At 71.9% G+C, this 16951-nt stretch carries 14 protein-coding genes; 8 read left to right on the top strand and 6 right to left on the bottom strand.

All coding sequences use genetic code 11. The annotated features are described in order from the left end of the window. Positions 1–83: 83 nt before the first annotated feature. On the bottom strand, positions 84–1118 hold the full coding sequence (locus OG870_RS34965) for an N-acetylglucosamine kinase (protein ID WP_327691829.1): 1035 nt from the start codon (positions 1116–1118) through the stop codon (positions 84–86). A 168-nt stretch (positions 1119–1286) separates the two neighbouring features. Between OG870_RS34965 and OG870_RS34960 the strand changes: the two genes are divergently transcribed. Further along, a complete protein-coding gene (locus OG870_RS34960) occupies positions 1287–2504 on the top strand; it encodes a glycoside hydrolase 5 family protein (protein WP_327692350.1) in 1218 nt (405 codons plus the stop codon). Positions 2505–2541: 37 nt separating this feature from the next. On the opposite strand, the gene OG870_RS34955 is transcribed toward OG870_RS34960, so the two are convergent. Next, a complete protein-coding gene (locus OG870_RS34955; RefSeq protein WP_327691828.1) occupies positions 2542–4029 on the bottom strand; it encodes a glycoside hydrolase family 3 N-terminal domain-containing protein in 1488 nt (495 codons plus the stop codon). Between the two features lie 303 nt (positions 4030–4332). On the opposite strand from OG870_RS34955, the gene OG870_RS34950 reads away from it, so the two are divergent. From OG870_RS34950 to OG870_RS34940, 3 genes are all read left to right on the top strand, one after another. Continuing rightward, the gene (locus OG870_RS34950; RefSeq protein ID WP_266590708.1) at positions 4333–5373 is read left to right on the top strand and encodes a lysylphosphatidylglycerol synthase transmembrane domain-containing protein; all 1041 of its coding nucleotides are present in this window, start codon (positions 4333–4335) and stop codon (positions 5371–5373) included. A 169-nt stretch (positions 5374–5542) separates the two neighbouring features. Continuing rightward, positions 5543–8407 carry an ABC transporter substrate-binding protein gene (locus tag OG870_RS34945; protein ID WP_327691827.1) on the top strand — a complete coding sequence of 955 codons (2865 nt, stop codon included), beginning with the start codon at positions 5543–5545 and terminating at the stop codon, positions 8405–8407. A 52-nt stretch (positions 8408–8459) separates the two neighbouring features. Further along, positions 8460–9668, top strand: coding sequence for a hypothetical protein (locus tag OG870_RS34940; protein WP_266590704.1), 1209 nt, complete (start codon positions 8460–8462; stop codon positions 9666–9668). Here the strand turns inward: OG870_RS34940 and msrB are convergent. The 4 genes from msrB to OG870_RS34920 all read right to left on the bottom strand — a co-directional run bounded on the left by msrB (position 9628) and on the right by OG870_RS34920 (position 13092). Beyond that, positions 9628–10035: a peptide-methionine (R)-S-oxide reductase MsrB gene (gene msrB / locus OG870_RS34935; protein ID WP_266590702.1), complete on the bottom strand. Its 408-nt coding sequence runs from the start codon at positions 10033–10035 to the stop codon at positions 9628–9630. The genes OG870_RS34940 and msrB overlap by 41 nt on opposite strands. 16 nt (positions 10036–10051) lie before the next feature. Beyond that, a complete protein-coding gene (murC, locus tag OG870_RS34930; RefSeq protein WP_266523021.1) occupies positions 10052–11440 on the bottom strand; it encodes a UDP-N-acetylmuramate--L-alanine ligase in 1389 nt (462 codons plus the stop codon). Positions 11441–11655: 215 nt separating this feature from the next. Then, a complete protein-coding gene (locus tag OG870_RS34925; RefSeq protein WP_266523018.1) occupies positions 11656–12129 on the bottom strand; it encodes an indole-3-glycerol phosphate synthase in 474 nt (157 codons plus the stop codon). Positions 12130–12261: 132 nt separating this feature from the next. After that, positions 12262–13092 (bottom strand): pyrimidine reductase family protein, encoded by an 831-nt coding sequence (locus tag OG870_RS34920; protein WP_266590700.1) that lies wholly within the window; start codon positions 13090–13092, stop codon positions 12262–12264. A 37-nt stretch (positions 13093–13129) separates the two neighbouring features. Between OG870_RS34920 and zapE the strand changes: the two genes are divergently transcribed. The 4 genes from zapE to OG870_RS34900 all read left to right on the top strand — a co-directional run bounded on the left by zapE (position 13130) and on the right by OG870_RS34900 (position 16929). After that, on the top strand, positions 13130–14236 hold the full coding sequence (gene zapE / locus OG870_RS34915; RefSeq protein ID WP_266590698.1) for a cell division protein ZapE: 1107 nt from the start codon (positions 13130–13132) through the stop codon (positions 14234–14236). A gap of 153 nt (positions 14237–14389) precedes the next feature. Beyond that, positions 14390–14782, top strand: coding sequence for a hypothetical protein (locus tag OG870_RS34910; RefSeq protein WP_266523009.1), 393 nt, complete (start codon positions 14390–14392; stop codon positions 14780–14782). Between the two features lie 84 nt (positions 14783–14866). Further along, positions 14867–15445, top strand: coding sequence for a carbonic anhydrase (locus OG870_RS34905; protein ID WP_266590695.1), 579 nt, complete (start codon positions 14867–14869; stop codon positions 15443–15445). 5 nt (positions 15446–15450) lie between these two features. Next, positions 15451–16929 (top strand): SulP family inorganic anion transporter, encoded by a 1479-nt coding sequence (locus tag OG870_RS34900; RefSeq protein WP_266590693.1) that lies wholly within the window; start codon positions 15451–15453, stop codon positions 16927–16929. Positions 16930–16951: the final 22 nt, after the last annotated feature.

The following is a 16951-nucleotide window of genomic DNA, read 5'->3' as shown; positions in this document are numbered from 1 at the left end:
TTTCTTGTGTGCCGGTCATTCGTGTCCGCCGGTCATTCGTGTCCGCCGGTCATTCGTGTCCGCCGGTCATTCGTGTGTGCCGGTCAGACGAGGAGGCGGGCGAAGGCGACGGCTCCGGGGCAGCCGTCGGCCACCCAGTCGAGGGTGAGGCCGAGGGTTTCGAGGCGGGCGGTGAGGGGGGCGCTCAGGGGGCCTTCGGGGCCGAGCAGGCCGCCGGTCGCGACGACGCGTTCGCCGCCCCGTGGCTCCAACGCCCGGATGCTGTCGGTCAGTCGGTCCACCGCCTCGTCGAGGATCGCCGCCGCCGTACGGTCCTTCTCCCGGGCCGCCTCGGCCACGAGCGGGGCGAGGCGGGCCAGCCGGGTCGGGGGCCCGGCCATGACGACGGGGAGCAGACGCATGCGGTAGGCCTCGCGGCGGGGGCGGGGCCAGCCGTGAGGCACGGGGGTGTCGTAGGAGGGGTCGCCCGCCCCGGAACCGGCGAGCGACCCCTCGGTCTCGGGGCCGGCGGAGTCGGCGTCCGGCAGGACCTCCGCCGGCAGCCCCAGCGCCCTGCCCACCGCTGCCGCCAGGACGGTCGCCCCGCCCCTCCCGTCCGCCATCCGCAGCGCGGCCCGGACCGCCTCGCGGCCGATCCAGAAGCCGCTGCCGTCGTCGCCGAGGAGCCAGCCGTCACCGTCGACGGTGGCCGTGCAGCGGCGGTCGGTGATGCGCATCGCGACGGCCCCCGTACCGGCGACCAGCGCGAGGCCGTCGGCCGGGGCGCCGGGAGCGGAGGCGAAGGCGGCCTCGATGTCGCTGCTGATGCCGATCCGGCCCGCCGTGATGCCGAGCGGCCCCAGGGCGGCGGTCAGGGCGGCCAGTGCGTTGAGACGACCGGGCTCGTCCTCCGATGCCCCCGTGGCGCCCGCGAAGCCGCCGGCCACCGCCACGACACGGCCCCGCGCGGACGCCGGCACCGCGCGGGCCACGGCCTCGGCGAGGTGCTCGGTGAGCCGGGGCAGCGGGATCGTGAGGGCGTTGCCCGGACCGGCGGCGCCCTCGCCGAGGACACGGCCGTCCGCCGCCGCGGCGAGGACCGCCCGGGTGCGCGTACCGCCGGCGTCGAGGCCGACCACCAGCGCCGGCTCCGCAGCCGGCCCCGCGGCCGGTTCCGATCCACCGGAAGCTTGGTTCAAATCGCTATTCATTACCGACCATGGTGGTTGATACATTCAGCAGAGACAAGCCCCGTCCCACGGACAGGTCCCGCCTTCGGGGCCCGGCCCCGACCCGAGGAGGATCCCATCCATCCACTCCGCTTCGGCGTCAACTACACGCCCCGCCGCGACTGGTTCCACTCCTGGCACGACTTCGACCCGCTCCGCGCCCGCGAGGACCTGGCCCAGATCGCCGGCCTCGGCCTCGACCACGTGCGGGTCTTCCACCTCTGGCCGCTGCTCCAGCCCAACCGCACCCTCATCCGCTCCGCCGCCGTCGACCAGCTGGTGCGGCTGGTCGACCTGGCGGCCGAGGCCGGCCTCGACGTCATGGTGGACGGCGTGCAGGGCCACCTCTCCAGCTTCGACTTCTATCCGGAGTGGACCCGCAGCTGGCACCACCGCAACGTCTTCACCGACCCGGAGGCCGTCGACGCGCAGGCGGAACTGCTGCGCACGCTCGGCCGCGCCCTCGCCGGCCGCCCCAACCTCATCGGCCTGCAGCTGGGCAACGAACTCAACAACCTGGTCGAGCACAACCCGGTGACGGCGGACGAGGTCGACCACTACCTCGACACCCTGCTGGCGGCCGCCCGGGAGGGACTGCGCCCGGGACAGCTGGCCACGCACTCCGCCTACGACGCCGCCTGGTACGGCGACGACCACCCGTTCACCCCCGAGGCCTCGGCCCGCAAGGGCGACGTGACGACCGTCCACCCCTGGGTGTTCTCCGCCAACTGCGCCGGCCGGTACGGTCCCGGCTCCTTCGAGGTGCTGCACCTCGCCGAGTACGGCACCGAACTCGCGAAGGCGTACGCCGACGATCCCGCCCGCCCCGTCTGGGTCCAGGAGACCGGCGCGCCCGAGCCGCACATCCCGGCGGCCGACGCCCCGCGCTTCGCCCGCGCCACGGTCCTCAACGCGGCCGACTGCCAGGGGCTTTGGGGCGTGACCTGGTGGTGCTCCCACGACGTGGACCGTGCGCTGGCCGACTACCCGGAGCTGGAGTACACGCTGGGCCTGTTCGACTCCGCGGGCCGCGCCAAGCCGATCGCCGAGGCCCTGTCGGAGACGGTCGCCGAGCTGCGCGCGAAGCCCGCCTCCCCTCAACTCCGCGACACGGCCCTGGTGTTGGACTGCACGCCCGCCACCCGCTCCGTGTCCGGTCCGGGCGGTGCGTACTTCGAGGAGTGGATGCGACTGCGCAGGCAGGGCGGACGCCCGGCAGTGGTGCTCGCCGAACGGGCGGACGACGCCGAGTACTTGGCAGCACGCGGAATCGAGAAGACCGTACGACTGCCGTGACGACCGTACGACTGCCGTACGACTGCCGTGACGGCCGTCAGACGCCGGCGAGTACCTCGGCCACGGCCCGCAGATTGACGCGCCCACGCCCGTAGGAGAACAGGTCGCCGCCCTCCGGGAGCCCGGTGTCCACGCGTGTCGCGTCCGGACGCCGGGCCAGCAGGGCGTCCCGGAAGCGCGCCTGCCAGGGATGCAGTGCGGCGTCGCACGTGGCCACGACCAGGGGCGTGGCGGCGGACATGCGCAGGATGCAGTCGATCAGGGCGCCCGGGTCGGCCGGCTCCCCGCTCACCGCCGCGCCGCCCGCGGTGGGGTCGACGGGGCGCAGCTCGGTCAGGAGGTCCTCGCCGCCCCAGTTGAGGGCGGGGTGCGGAGGCGGGAAGAGGTCGACGACATGGGCGCCGCGCACGGGCCGCGGCACGGCCCGGCTGCGCACGGCACGCCGCGCCGCCTCCAGCCCGGCCCCGGCGTCCCAGCCGGCCACCGGCCCGGCCGGGTCGGCGTACCGCTCGGCGAGCCGTCGCACCCGCCCCGCCGCCTCCCACACCCGCTCATCGGACAGCCGACCTGATTCCACGGCGTCGAGCAGCGCGTCCCGGCAGCCCAGCGTGACCTCCAGGTCCGGTACGGCGACGATCACCTGGTCAGCGCCCGCCGCGAGGGCGATACGCGCGCCGGCCGCCTCACCGTAGCCGTCGGAGATCGCCTTCATCTCCAGGGCGTCGCTGACCAGCACGCCGTCGAAGCCGATCTCGTGACGGAGCAGATCGCCCAGGATGCGGCGGCTGAGGGTGGCGGGCCGGTTGGCGTCCAGGGCCGGGTAGACGACGTGCGCGCTCATCAGCATCGGCACCCCGGCGGCGACGGCCGCACGGAAGGGTTCGAGGTCGGCGAGGAGTTCGTCCTGCGGCCGCGGGTCGACCGCGAGGCCGTAGTGGCTGTCGGTCTCGGTGCCGCCGTGGCCGGGGAAGTGCTTGGCGCAGGAGGCTATGCCGCGGGCTTCGGTGGCGGTGATCCAGGCGCGCAGGTGACGGGCGGCGAGCGCGGGTTCGGCGCCGAAGGAGCGGGTGCGCACGATCGGGTTGCGCGGCTGTTGCTGGAGATCGGCTACGGGGGCGTACGAGGCGGTGATGCCGAGCGTGGCCAGGTGGCCGGCGAGCGCGTCGGCGCAGAGGGCGGTCAGCGCCGGGTCGTCGGCGACGCCGAGGGCGTAGGAGCCGGGGACCTCGGGGGCGCCCGCGCCGACCAGATGGCCGATGCCGCCGCCCTCGTTGTCGATGCCCACCATCAGATCGGGCCGGATCGCACGCAGGGCGTCGGTGAGCTGTCGGACCTGCTCCGCGTCGCGTACGTTGCGCGTGAAGAGGATGACGCCGCCCAGGCCCCGGTCGACGAGCCGCTTGAGGGTGTCGGGGAAGGCCGTCGTGCCCTCGAAGCCTGCGACGAGACAGCGGTGCACCGCCTCGTCCAGGTCGGAGGAGACGGAGGACGGGGCCGGGCCCACACACACCTGCTCGGAGGTCACTCCAGGATGGTGGTGGCTTATCAAGCCAAAAGTCAACACTTCATTGGTTGAACGATTCATCCACGGGGTACTTTGAGGGGTACCAGGAGGGCTCCGCAGCGGCGCGCCACAGCCTCCTGGGCCCCCTGCGGACACCCTGCCGAACGCCGTGGGCGGCGTAAGTCCGCCGCGTCGTCCAGCCGCCCGCGCCCATTGGGTTTCCGGACACCGCACCGTCACACCGAAAGGGAACGGTTCCGCCGTCCCCTCCTGTCCCGCACCCGCACCCCGTCGCCCGGCCGACGCGAAAGGACGACGTGCGCCGTGTCCCTGCTTCCGCTCGAAAACGTTCCAGGACCCCTCCCCGCCACGGTCCCCTGCGCTGCCTCCCCGCTCCCCGCTCCCGCTCCCTCCCCGCTTCGCCTAGCCTCCCCCGCCCGCCTGCTGCGCCGGTCACTGGTCATCCTGCCCGTGCTGCTGATCGGCATCTGGGCCGTGGTCGACTGGCGCACCGTCTACGACGGCACCGCGCGGCTCGCCTCCGCCGACCCCTGGTGGCTGCTGGTCGCGTTCTTCTTCACCTGCCTGGGCTGGCTGTCCTCCGCGTGCGTGCGGCAGGGCGCCCTGCCGGAGCGGCTTCCGACGGGCCTGCTGATCGCCTCGCAGTTCGCCGCCGGCGCCGCCAACCACGTGCTGCCGGCCAGCATCGGTGCCCACGCCGTCACCCTGCGCTTTCTGCGCGGCCAGGGCATCCCCCTGGCCCGCGCCACCGCCTCGCTCGCCCTGTACTCGGTGGCCCGGCCGATCGCGAAGACGCTGGTGCTCCTCGTCTTCCTGGTGGCCTACCCCGACCTGCTGCTGACCGGTGAACTGGTGCCGGACAAGCACACGTTGCTCCTGATCACCGCCGGCGCCACGCTCGGCCTCACCATCGGCGTCCTGCTCGTGGCGACCGTACGACCGCTGCGCCGCCCCCTCCTCGACGGCCTGCGCTGCGCCCTCACCGACGTACGGGTCCTGCACACCCGGCCCGCGCGGATGCTCGCCCTGTGGGGAGGGGCGGCCGCCGCCCCGCTGCTGCAGGCGAGCGTGATCTTCGCGGTCGGGTCGGCGCTCGGTCTGTCCCTGACGTGGGCCCAGGTCGCCCTCGCGTTCCTGGCCGCGAGCACGGCCGTCGGAGCCGTGCCCGCGCCTGGCGGCATCGGCCCCGTGGACGCCGCCGTCGTGTTCGCCATGGTCGCCCTCGGCGCCCCCGTGGACATCTCGGCGACGGCCGTCATCGGCTACCGCGTCCTGACGGTCTGGCTCCCCCTGCTGCCGGGCGCCCTGGTGCTCTCGGCACTGGTGCAGCGGAAGGTGCTCTGATCACGGCACGGCCAAGACCGGCGCAGAAACGTTCATGAAAGTCGCGTACACGGCCCTTGCGCCCCACTCGCACCAGCTAGCCTCGTAAGTCACCCAAGGTGAACGGGGGTTGGCCATGGTGAGGGGTGACCGCAGGGGCCCGTCGAACTGTCCCGGAGGCCATGACGGCATGCCGGAGACCGGCGCCGGCGTCGATCTGCAGGACCAGCTCGAAATCCTCATCCAGGAGTTCCGTACGAGCGAGCCGCCGATGCCGGTGTTCGTCGTGCACGCCCAGGACGGCTCGGACGACGAGGCGGTGGCCGGGCTGGTCCAGCAGCTGTACGAGGGGCAGGAGGCGCACGGCACGCGCTGCGCGGCGGCCCAGGACGTGTACGAGGGCGACTCGGAGGTCCGCAGGGCCGCGGCGATGGTGCGGGCGCTGAGCGACCCCAAGAAGTGGGGCGGCCGGACGTCCGTCTACCGGCGGTACGCGTTTCCCCGGCTGCGCCTGGTCCACGCCATCGACGACGCGGTCAGGACGCTGGGAGACAGCTGGCCCGCTCCCGGCCGCCCGGCGTCCGACCAGGGCCGGCGGCAGCTGCTGCTCGACCAGCTGGCCGCTCAGCGCTGGCGGCCGGAGGGCACCGCGCGCTGGCGCTCGGGCCTGCCCCTGTTCGACATGGCGCACATCCTGCCGGCGAGTCTGGTGACCGTGCTCGCCGCGCTGCTCGCCCGCAGCGCCTGGTACGTGGCGGCGGCCGCGGGCCTCGGCTTCCTCGCCCTGCTGACGGTCCTCAACTACGCGCTGCCGGGCCGGGCGCCGATCTTCCTGTGGCTGCGCCGGGAGAGCCGCTGGTTCATGACCACGACCTTCCTCAGGGCCGCGGACCAGGAGAACCCGACCGAGGTCTCGCTGCTGCGTCCGGTGCGTTCCTGGCGGGCGATCGCGGCCCGGGCGTACGACGTGGCCGAGGCGCTCACGACGGGCGGTGACTTCCACCTCCAGCTGTGCGTGCTGGCCCTGCGGGAGGACCTGCGGGACAACCACCGCCGTCTGAGCTGGGATCTGCGCGGCTTCAAGCGCCCGCGCCCGCCGGTGCTGTTCCTGCCCCATGCCGACGCGGCGAACGGCGGCATCGAACTCATCCGCGCCGTCAGCGACGTACGCAGCCGACGCAGCGAGCTCGATCCGCTGCTGGTCTTCGCCGCGGTGCGCGAGCAGGACGTGCCGCGACTGGATCACGGGGGCACTCCTCCGGTACCGGCCCCTGGCCCCCAGCTGCGCAGACTCAGCGACCGGCTGCGCACCTGGCACCGGGAATGGGGGCAGCGGCTGCGCGCCGAACAGTCGCCCAGCCGCGACCGGTCCGTACTGCCCTGGGTGATGAAGATCCCGCTGCCGCACGACCAGCTGGACGCGATAGAGGAACGGCGGGTGCATCTGCGGGCGTCCACCCGGCCGACGTTCGCCCGTATGGTGTGGGCCCTGCATTCGCTGGTGCTGGTGGTCGCGCTGGTGGCCGCGGCCACGATCATGCGGGCCGAGGCCCTCGACGACCGGTACTGTTCGGCGTCGCTGCTGACCGCCAACCGCGACACCCGGCGCGAGCCCGCTCCCGGCGGCGGCACGGAGTGCATCGGCCTCGCGACGAAGGGCGTGCGCTTCTCCGACTGGCTGCCCAAGCCCGCCGCGGGCGCCGACGCCAAGCCGCTCTCCGCCGGTGACGAACCGCCTTGGACCGTGGCCGAGTTGGAGCAGGGCATCGCCGCGCAGAACGAGGACGTCCTCACCAGCTACGCCGACGACTACGTCACGGTCGTCTACGCCGGCCCGCTCAGCGCCGATCACTCCCAGGGAACCTCGCTCGTGAAGGGCGCCGAGGAACTGGCGGGCGTCTATTTGGCCCAGGCCGTCATCAACAAGAACTACACCGTGAAACTGCGCGTCCTGCTCGCGAACGGCGGCGTGGACCTGGGCCACCAGACCGACATGGCCGAGTCGATCGCCGCGTACGCCGCCCACGACCCGAGTGTGGTGGGGGTGGTCGGCACCGGCCGCGACCTGGAGTCGAGCGGAAAGACCACCGACATCCTCATGAAGGCGGGTCTGCCGATCGTCTCCGGCACGAACTCGGCCACCTATCTGCCCCGCCAGTACGCGAACTGGTTCAGCCTGGCCGCCACGGACGAATGGCAGACCCGGCAGATGGGCCTGATCGCCGCCCAGTTGCGCACGCCGGGCAAGCGGCAGTACGCGCTGGTGCTCGCCCGGGACACGGCCCGGACCGACGACCGGTACACCGAGGAACAGGCGCGCTACGGACAGCGGATGCTCGCCGACCGCGGCTTCACACTGCTCGGGCAGCGTCGCTACACGCTGAAGGGCGGCAAGCCCGAACTGCGCGAGCACGCCGAGGAGATCTGCAGCGGCGACCGGATCCCGTCCGTGGTCTACTTCGCCGGGCGGGCGGAGGACGTGGAACCCCTGATGACCCAGCTGTCCGCCGAGACGGGCTGCTCCGAGAAGCCCCTGGCCATCCTCACCGGTGACGACCTCTCCAAGGTCGCCTTCACCGGCGGGAAGGATGCCGTGGCGCCCGCGCCCGACGTCACGCTGTACCACGCGGCCCTCGCCGAGCTGAAGAAGGCCGCCACCCGGACGAGCTTCTACGTGGACGCCGCCGACCACCTGCCGGGCCTGGCAGGCCGCACCCTGAGCTATGACAGCCCCGTGCTGGCCAGCGGCCAGACCGCCCTCGCGCACGACGCGACCCGCGCCCTGTACTACGCGGCCACCCCGCACGACACGCCTCAGAGCCGGGCCGCGACCTGGGTGAACCTGCGCACGGTCAGGATCGAGGGCATGGCCACCGGCACCATCGACTTCACCGGCGCTCCGCTGTACGGCGACCGCACCGGCCAGAGCATCGTCCTCAAGGAGGTGCACCGCACCGCGGACGGCACCTCCGAGACCCACGTCGTCTGCAGCCGCATCGCGGGCGACACCCGACCCCTCACCCTGAAGGAGTGCGCGATTCGGCGGCCGAAGTGAGCAACCCACAGCGCCGAGCCCCCCTCTATAGGGCAGAGGGGAAGGACGGAGCGTGCAAAACCGGGAGAAGACGGCGGCCGGGCCGGGGGACGGGGTGTGGGTCGGCCGGATCGGCCGCTACCCGCTGCGGTGGCACCATGCGCTGCTGGCCCTGTGGACGGTCGTCTGGTTCATGGTGGCAGAACGCCACGCGGCGGTGTCCTGGCACTATCTGAGGACCGGTCAGCAGCTGCTCTTCCATCAGATACCGGGCGGTGGCCTCGCCCTCTACGCCAACCACCCCGAGCTGCAGATCGGCCCGGTCAGCTTCCTGGTCGCCGGGCTGTTCGCCCCGTTCCACGCCGCGCTGGGCGAGAAGCTCGCCGACGCCTTCATGTCCGGCCTGGGCCTTTACATGCTGGTGCTGGTCGGCCGCGCCGCCGCCGACCACTACCGGGGAACGGGCCTGAACCACAGACGCCTCCAGCAGCGCGTGCTGATCGCCGGGGCGGCCTTCATCCCCATGTGGGTGGAGGTCTCGGTGCGTTTCGCCCACCTCGACGACGTCCTGGCGTTGTTCTTCACCACCCTCGCCGTCCGCGCGCTGGTCCGCGGCAACGCCACCGCTGTGGGTGTCTTCCTGGCCCTGGCGGTGGACTCGAAACCCTGGGCGGTCGGCTTCCTGCCGCTCCTGCTGGCACTGCCGCGCCCGGCCCGCCTGCGCTCCGCCGCCTGGGCCGTCGGCCTGGTGGCCGTCGCGTGGCTCCCCTTCTACCTCACGCACCTGGACACCCTGGCCGCGGCCCACTTCACGATCCCCAACCAGCCCGCGTCGTCCCTGCGCTGGTTCGGGGTGCAGGACGCGGCCACCCCCTGGTGGGACCGCCCCGCCCAGATGGCCCTCGGCATCGCCCTGGGCGCGCTGGCCGTCCACCGGCGCCGGTGGCCGGCGGTCGTGCTGCTGGCCGCCGACGCCCGTATCGTCCTGGACCCGAGCGTGTACACGTACTACAACGCCTCGGTCCTCCTCGGCACCCTGCTCTGGGACTCGATCGGCCAGCGCCGCCTGGTCCCCTGGGTCAGCTGGCTCGCCCTGATCTCCCTCTACGGCAGCGCCATCCTGGTCCCCTCCGCATCGGCCCAGGGCTTCATCCGCCTGGCCTTCGCGGCCGGATCCGCCGCCTACGTCCTCCTGTGGCCGCGACGCACTCCACGCAACGAGCGTCACGGCCGACGGGCGCTCAGCCCTCTGCCGGCGTCAGACTCAGCGAAATACTGTTGATGCAGTACCGCTGGTCCGTCGGCGTCGCATATCCCTCACCCTCGAACACGTGACCGAGGTGTGACCCGCATCGCGCGCAGCGCACCTCGGTCCGCACCATCCCGTGGGAGCGGTCCTCGACGATCTCCACGGCGTCGGTGTCCTTCGGGTCGAAGAAGGACGGCCAGCCGCAGTGGGAGTCGAACTTCGTGTCCGAGGTGAACAGTTCGGCGCCGCAGGCCCGGCAGGAGTAGACGCCCGTCGTCTTGGTGTTGGTGTACTCACCGGTGAAGGCGGGCTCGGTGGCGGCCTGCCGCAGCACCGCGTACTCGGAGGGGGTCAGCTCCGCGCGCCACTGCTCGTCCGGCTTTTCGACGTCGTACGACATGAAGCTCAGCCCCTTACTACTGTGCGAGACGGTCCAGAATCCGCGGGCCGAGGTCCGTCACATCACCCGCGCCCATAGTGAGAACGAGATCACCGGCCTTCGCCATTCCCGCGACGACCGACGGCACGTCCGCCTTGTCGTGGACGGGCGTCACGTCCGCGCCCGCGGCCCGCGCCGCCTCGATGATCAGCTCGCTGGTCACGCCGGGGATCGGGTCCTCGCGGGCCGGGTAGATGTCGAGGACGACGGAGGCGTCCGCCAGGGCCAGGGACTGGCCCATCTCCTTGCCGAGTTCCTGCGTGCGGGAGAACAGGTGCGGCTGGAAGACGACCAGGATCCGGGCGTCGCCCGCGGCAGCGCGCATCGCCTCCAGGTCGGCCGTCATCTCGGTCGGGTGGTGGGCGTAGGAGTCGATGACCTGGACGCCGGCCGCCTCACCCTTGAGCTGCAGGCGGCGCTTCACGCCGGTGTAGGCGGCCAGGGCCGGCGCCAGCTCGGCGGCCGGCACACCCAGCGCGACGCCCGCCGCGAGCGCGGCCACGGCGTTGTGCGCGTAGTGACGGCCGGGGACGGAGACCGTGAAGGTGAGTTCCTCGCCGCCCAGCAGGACGGTGACCTCGCTCTTCAGCCCCTGCGGGACGACGGACAGTACACGGACGTCGGCGTCCGCGGCGTCGCCGTAGGTGACCGTCCGCACCGCGCCGGCCAGCCGCCGGGTCAGCTCCCGCGCACCCTCGTGGTCCGCGTTGATCACCAGCGTGCCGCCGGGCACGATCCGTCCGGCGAACGTCTCGAAGGACTCGTAGATCTCCTCGATGGACGCGTAGTTGGCGTGGTGGTCGAGCTCCACGTTGAGGACGATCGCGACCTCGGGCGCGTACTTGTGGAAACTGCGGTCCGATTCATCCGCCTCGGCCACGAAGATGTCGCCCTCGCCGTGCAGGGCGTTGGAGCCGGGCGCGTCGAGATCGCCGCCGATCGCGTACGACGGGCTCAGCGCCAGCTCGCTCAGCGAGACGGCCAGCATGGACGTCGTGGTGGTCTTGCCGTGGGTGCCGGCGACCGCGATGGGCCGCAGACCGTCCATGAGCGCGGCGAGGGCGTCGGAGCGGTGCACCACCGGAATGCCCAGTTCGGCCGCGCGCGCCAGCTCCGGGTTGTCCTTCCGGATGGCCGACGACACGACGACACAGCTGGCGTCGTCGGCGAGGTGCTCGGCCGCGTGCCCGATGTGCACCGTCGCACCCAGCGCCCGCAGGGCCTCGGCGGTCGCGGACTCCTTCGCGTCACTGCCCGCGACCTTGGCCCCGCGCTGCGCGAGGATCTTCGCGATCCCCGACATTCCGGCGCCGCCGATCCCGATGAAGTGCGGTCGGTCCATGGCGGTGGGAAGGCCGGGTGCCATGCGTTTCTCCAGTGCGTGATGCGTACGGCGGACGTTCGACCGCCCAGCCTATGCGCTCCGGCGGCTTGCAACCCCCCAGGGTCACGCCTCTCAAGGAACGTCCGGCCAACGCCCCCAAGGGGCGCGGGGAACTGCGCGACCGGCCACAACGCACTCGCAGCCGAACCACGCACCGCAAACCCGACGGCGCCCCCGGCCAAGCCCGAGCGCCGGCGTCACGCCTTGCTGTGCGAGAACAGCTTCAGCACCGGTACCCCCACCTTGTGCCGCGCCCGTGACGCCCAGTCCCGGTGGAAGAACTCCTCCACGTAGTGGGGATCGGTCAGCACGATCACCTCGTCCGCGCCGACCTCGTCCACGAGCACCTTCAACGCGTCCAGCGGATGATCCTCGATCAGTCTCCCCCCGGCCTCGCTGCCGCAGGCGTGCAGCGCCTGCAGGGACACCTCGAGCGCCCGCTCCCCGAAGTCCTTGGCGGCCTCCCCCTCGGGGACCTCGCGCTCGCGCGCCGCCTCGTCCAGTTCGCCGAGCGCGACGTCGTCGATGGCCCGCAGCAGGCGGTCCGCCTGGTCGCCGCGGGGCTGGAGCAGCACGTGGAAGGAGACCTCCTCGTCCCCGTGCAGGCCGGTGACGAACTCCACGTCTGCGGACGTCAGTGCCTTCTCGATCATCAATACGCTTGTGAACACCGGGCGCCCCTTCTGCGGAAACCATCCTGCCCCGTGGTGTCACGGGGACTGCGAGTTCAGTGTGCCCGCCCGCAAGTAGGCGGAACGGTTGATTCCGCCGGTTTCGGGACCGGCGGTAACGCTGATCGATTCTCAGGACCGCTGGTAGCGGGTGAAGAGAAACCCCTCCTCCTCCAGTACCGACGCGAGCACGAAGCGTTGCGGAACCGCGACCGAGGGCCCGCCCGCGATGCGCTGCGCATGACCGGCGGTGAGCATCGGGGACACGGCGAGACAGAGCTCGTCGAGCACCCCGGCGGCGACCAGCTGGCCGAGCAGCCGGGGGCCGCCCTCGGTCAGCAGCCGGGTGTACCCGATGGCGCCCAGGGCCTGTACGGCGCGGGCGGGCTCCACCCCCATGCCGTCACCGGCGATCACCACCCGGGCACCGGCCTTCTCGGCCACCGCGATGCGGTCGGGGGGCGCCGCGGCGCCGGTGAGCACCAGGGTGGGCACCAGCGGTGAGGTGAACAGAGGGAGGGAGAAGTCGAGGTCGAGGCTTGCGGTGACCACCGCGATCGCCGGCGCCGCCCCCTGTCCGGCCGCCTCCCGCATCTCCGCGAAATCCGCTCGCGCGCGTGCGGGCCGGTACCCCTCCTGCCGTACCGTTTCCGCGCCGACGACCACCACGTCCGCCAGGGCCCGCAGGGTGCCGAAGATCCGCATGTCGGTCGCGCTGGAGATCGGCTGCGACCGCCCGTCGTGCTGGGCGGCCCCGTCGAGCGTGGACACCATGTTCGCCCGCAGCCAGGGGACGGGCTGCCCGGCGGCGGTCGGCTCGGGATATGCGTAGGCGGCGGCGAGCTCGGCGAGGCTCCACTCGCGCTCGGTCAGGGCGTCGAGAACACCGGCATCACCGGCCCCGCCCTCCTCACCGGGAGTTGTCGGCACTGTCTCGTCGGTCACAGGGAACAGGCGTCGCATGTCGTGCAGTCTGGCACGCGCCTTAACATGGTGAACCGTGTCGTCCTCCCCTTCCGCACCCGGCCTCAGCCCGATAGCCGACGCGGCTCCGTCATCCCTGTGCACCCGTGCGCCGCACGTCCCCGCGGACCGGCTGGTCGCCGAGATGGTGCCGCCGCCGCGCTTCGACTCGGTCCGCTTCAGCACGTACATTCCGGACCCGAACCAGCCCAGCCAGACCGAGGCCGTCCAGGTGCTGGACAGCTTCGCGGCTGGGCTCGGCGGGGCGCACGCCGTCGGCGGCGGGAAGCGCGGGTTCTTCGGGTTCGGGAAGGCCAGGGCGCCGAAGACCCCGGCGGGCCCCCGCGGTGTCTACCTCGACGGCGGCTACGGCGTCGGCAAGACCCACCTGCTCGCCTCCCTGTGGCACGCCACCCCGGCGGAGCCCGCGCTCAAGGCGTTCGGCACCTTCGTCGAGCTGACGAACCTCGTCGGCGCCCTGGGCTTCCAGCAGACCGTCCAGACCCTCTCCGGCCACCGGCTGCTGTGCATCGACGAGTTCGAGCTCGACGACCCCGGCGACACCGTTCTCGTGTCGACCCTGCTCGGCAAGCTCGTCGACGCCGGTGTGGCCCTGGCCGCCACCTCCAACACCCTCCCGGGCAAGCTCGGCGAGGGCCGTTTCGCGGCGGTCGACTTCCTGCGCGAGATCCAGGGCTTGTCCGCCCACTTCCGCGCGCTGCGCATCGACGGCGAGGACTACCGCCACCGCGGTCTGCCCGAGGCACCGGCGCCCTTCTCCGAGGAACAGGTGACGAAGGCCGCGTACGCCACCGCGGGTGCCTCGCTCGACGACTTCCCGCACCTTCTCGACCACCTCGCCAAGGTCCACCCCAGCAGGTACGGCGCCCTGACGGACGGCTTGAAAGCGGTCTGCCTCACCGGTGTCCGGCCCGTCCCCGACCAGTCGACGGCCCTCAGGCTCGTCGTGCTCGCGGACCGCCTCTACGACCGCGAGGTGCCGGTCCTGGCCTCCGGGCTGCCCTTCGACCGGCTGTTCAGCGAGGAGATGCTCAACGGCGGCTACCGCAAGAAGTACTTCAGGGCGATATCACGGCTCACCGCGTTGGCCCGGGACGGCGGGACACTCGTCGCCGGGGACTAGATCAGGCCACCCCACCAGCGCATTTCAGGCTCTCTTCATCACGAAACGTTGAGTTAACCCTGCAAAGGACTTTGCAGGGTTAATGTGTTTCTTGACCGGACATTGACCTTCCTTTGGTCGATCCAAGAAGCGCGAACGGCAGGGAGGGGGCGCATGTTTCGAGGTACGACGGCTCGGACCGCCCTGGCACTCGTCGCCGGCGTCCTGCTCGCCCTCCAGTTCTTCACGCCGACCGCATCCTTCGCGGCCGCGCACACGTCCCGTCATGTCGTGGTCAAAGCCCTGCCCGGAACCAAGCTGTCCGGCAAGGCTCTGCGTGACGAGACCGGCACGTTTCGTGGCTGTGGCCACACCGGGGACCCGACCGGTCCCCTCCGTACCCGCGACCGTCACGTGAACACCGGTTGCACGTCCGAGGAGCCCGAGCGCCAAGTGCTGGCGCAGGACCCGGCGTCCGTCCACGAACCGGTCGCGCTGCGCGGCCGTCATCTGTCGAGACCCTCGACATCCCACTCTCCGGCGGCACTTCAGGTCTTCCGCTGCTGAGAGCGAAGCAGAACAGCGCAGTTCCCCCACCCTGTCCTGCCCACACCGACGCGCCCCCGGCGCGCCAGGAGGAGTCACCACATCATGCAGCCCCTCATCGACAACGCCCGTACGTTCGGACAACGCCCTGAGGAGTTCGCCAAACTCGCCGAAGGCCAGTCCCCGCAGGTGCTGTTCATCACCTGCTCCGACTCCAGGGTCGTACCGGCCCTGATCACCGGCGCCCGCCCGGGCGAGCTCTTCGAGCTGCGCACCGCGGGCAACATCGTCCCGCCGTACACCTCCGAGCACGCGACCAGCGAGGCGTGCACCATCGAGTACGCCGTGGAGGTGCTCGGTGTCTCCGACATCGTCGTCTGCGGACACTCGCACTGCGGCGCCGTCGGCGCCCTAGTGCGCGGCGACGACCTGGACGCCGTGCCGGCCGTGCGGGACTGGCTCTCGCACGCCACCCCGCGCCCGGCAGGCGCGGCAGAGGACCCGACCGTCTCCGAGGGCGTGCAGAGCCACGTCCTGACGCAGCTGCTGCGGCTGCGCTCGTACCCGTACATCGAGCAGAAGCTGAAGAGCCGTCAACTGTCTTTGCACGCCTGGTTCTACGAGGTCCACACCGGCGCCGTGCAGGCGCACGACCCGCAGACCGACACGTTCGCGGCCCTGTGATCGCCATGATGACCAAATACCCTCACCTGCGGCAGGACTTCGCCGCCTCGCTGGTCGTCTTCCTGGTCGCGCTCCCGCTGTGCGTGGGTGTGGCCGTCGCCTCCGGCGTCCCGGCCGAACTGGGCCTGGTCACCGGCATCGTGGGCGGCCTCGTCACCGGATTCCTGCGCGGCAGCAGCCTGCAGGTCTCCGGACCCGCGGCGGGGCTGACCGTGCTGGTCTTCGAGGCCGTGCGGGAGTTCGGGCTGCCGGCCCTGGGCGTGATCGTCCTCGCAACCGGCGCCCTCCAGATCCTCATGGGCACCCTGAAACTGGGGCGCTACTTCCGGGCCATCTCGGTCTCGGTCGTCGAGGGCATGCTGGCCGGAATCGGTCTCGTACTGATCGCCGGACAGCTCTACTCGATGGCGGGCACCAAGGCGCCCGCCTCCGGCCTGGCGAAGATAGCCCAGCTCCCGGGCGCGCTCTTCGACGCCATCGGGACCAGGGCGGCGCTCACCTCGATCCTCGTCGGCGCCGGCACGATCGCCGTCCTGGTGCTGTGGAAGCGGATGCCGAAGCAGGTACGCACGGTCCCCGGTCCGCTCGCCGCCGTCGGTCTCGCGACCGTCGCCGCGCTGGTGTTCTCGCTGCCGGTGGCCACCGTCGAGGTGAAGGGCCTGCTGGGCTCCATCCAGCCGCCCCCGCTCGGCGCCTTCGGTGACCTCGCCGACATCGGTCTGCTCGGCACGATCGTCGCCTTCACCCTGATCGCGTCCGCCGAGTCACTGTTCAGCGCGGCGGCCGTGGACCGGCTGCACGACGGTCCGCGCACCGAGTACGACAGGGAGCTGGTCGCGCAGGGCGCGGGCAATGCCCTGTGCGGTCTCCTCGGCGCACTGCCGATGACCGCGGTGATCGTGCGCAGCGCGGCGAACGTCCAGGCGGGCGCGCGGACAAAGGCGTCCCGCGTGATGCACGGCGTGTGGCTGCTGCTGTTCGCGGCCCTGCTGCCGGACGTCCTCGCCTACATCCCGATTCCGGCCCTCGCGGGCATCCTCGTCTACTCCGGCGCCAAGCTGATCCCCGTACGGGAGATCGTGTCGCTGTGGCACGGCCACCGCGGCGAGGCGCTGATCCTGGTCGTCACGGCCGTGTCGATCGTCGCGGTCAGCATGTTCGAGGGCGTCCTCATCGGTCTGGCCCTCGCGGTCGCCAAGACCGCCTGGGAGGCCTCGCACATCAAGCTGGAGGTCATCGACAAGGGCGCGGGTCCCGTCCAGGCGTACCTGTCGGGCAACGCGACCTTCCTGCGGCTGCCGAAGATCCTCGACAGTCTGGAGGCGCTGCCCCAGGACCGCCCGGTGGAGCTGGACCTGTCCGGCCTGCACCACCTGGACCACGCCTGCCGTACGGCGCTGGAGAACTGGGCCGAGCGGCACAGCGCGGTCGGCACCGAACCGGTGCGGGTGACCGCCGAGCCGGTCCGGGTCACCTCGGACTGATCCCGCTTCTGATCTCACTCCG

Source organism: Streptomyces sp. NBC_00461 (assembly GCF_036013935.1).
GTDB lineage: Bacteria > Actinomycetota > Actinomycetes > Streptomycetales > Streptomycetaceae > Streptomyces.
Note: the sequence above shows the minus strand (reverse complement) of the source record. Positions and strands in the feature narration are given on the sequence as shown.

Excerpts from the sequence above, each read along its gene's own strand:
- OG870_RS34920 (WP_266590700.1), bottom strand. The coding sequence starts at position 13,092 with ATGCGACGCCTGTTCCCTGTGACCGACGAGACAGTGCCGACAACTCCC.
- msrB (WP_266590702.1), bottom strand. The coding sequence starts at position 10,035 with ATGTCGTACGACGTCGAAAAGCCGGACGAGCAGTGGCGCGCGGAGCTG.
- OG870_RS34900 (WP_266590693.1), top strand. The coding sequence starts at position 15,451 with ATGATGACCAAATACCCTCACCTGCGGCAGGACTTCGCCGCCTCGCTG.
- murC (WP_266523021.1), bottom strand. The coding sequence starts at position 11,440 with ATGGCACCCGGCCTTCCCACCGCCATGGACCGACCGCACTTCATCGGG.
- OG870_RS34910 (WP_266523009.1), top strand. The coding sequence starts at position 14,390 with ATGTTTCGAGGTACGACGGCTCGGACCGCCCTGGCACTCGTCGCCGGC.
- OG870_RS34945 (WP_327691827.1), top strand. The coding sequence starts at position 5,543 with ATGCCGGAGACCGGCGCCGGCGTCGATCTGCAGGACCAGCTCGAAATC.
- OG870_RS34905 (WP_266590695.1), top strand. The coding sequence starts at position 14,867 with ATGCAGCCCCTCATCGACAACGCCCGTACGTTCGGACAACGCCCTGAG.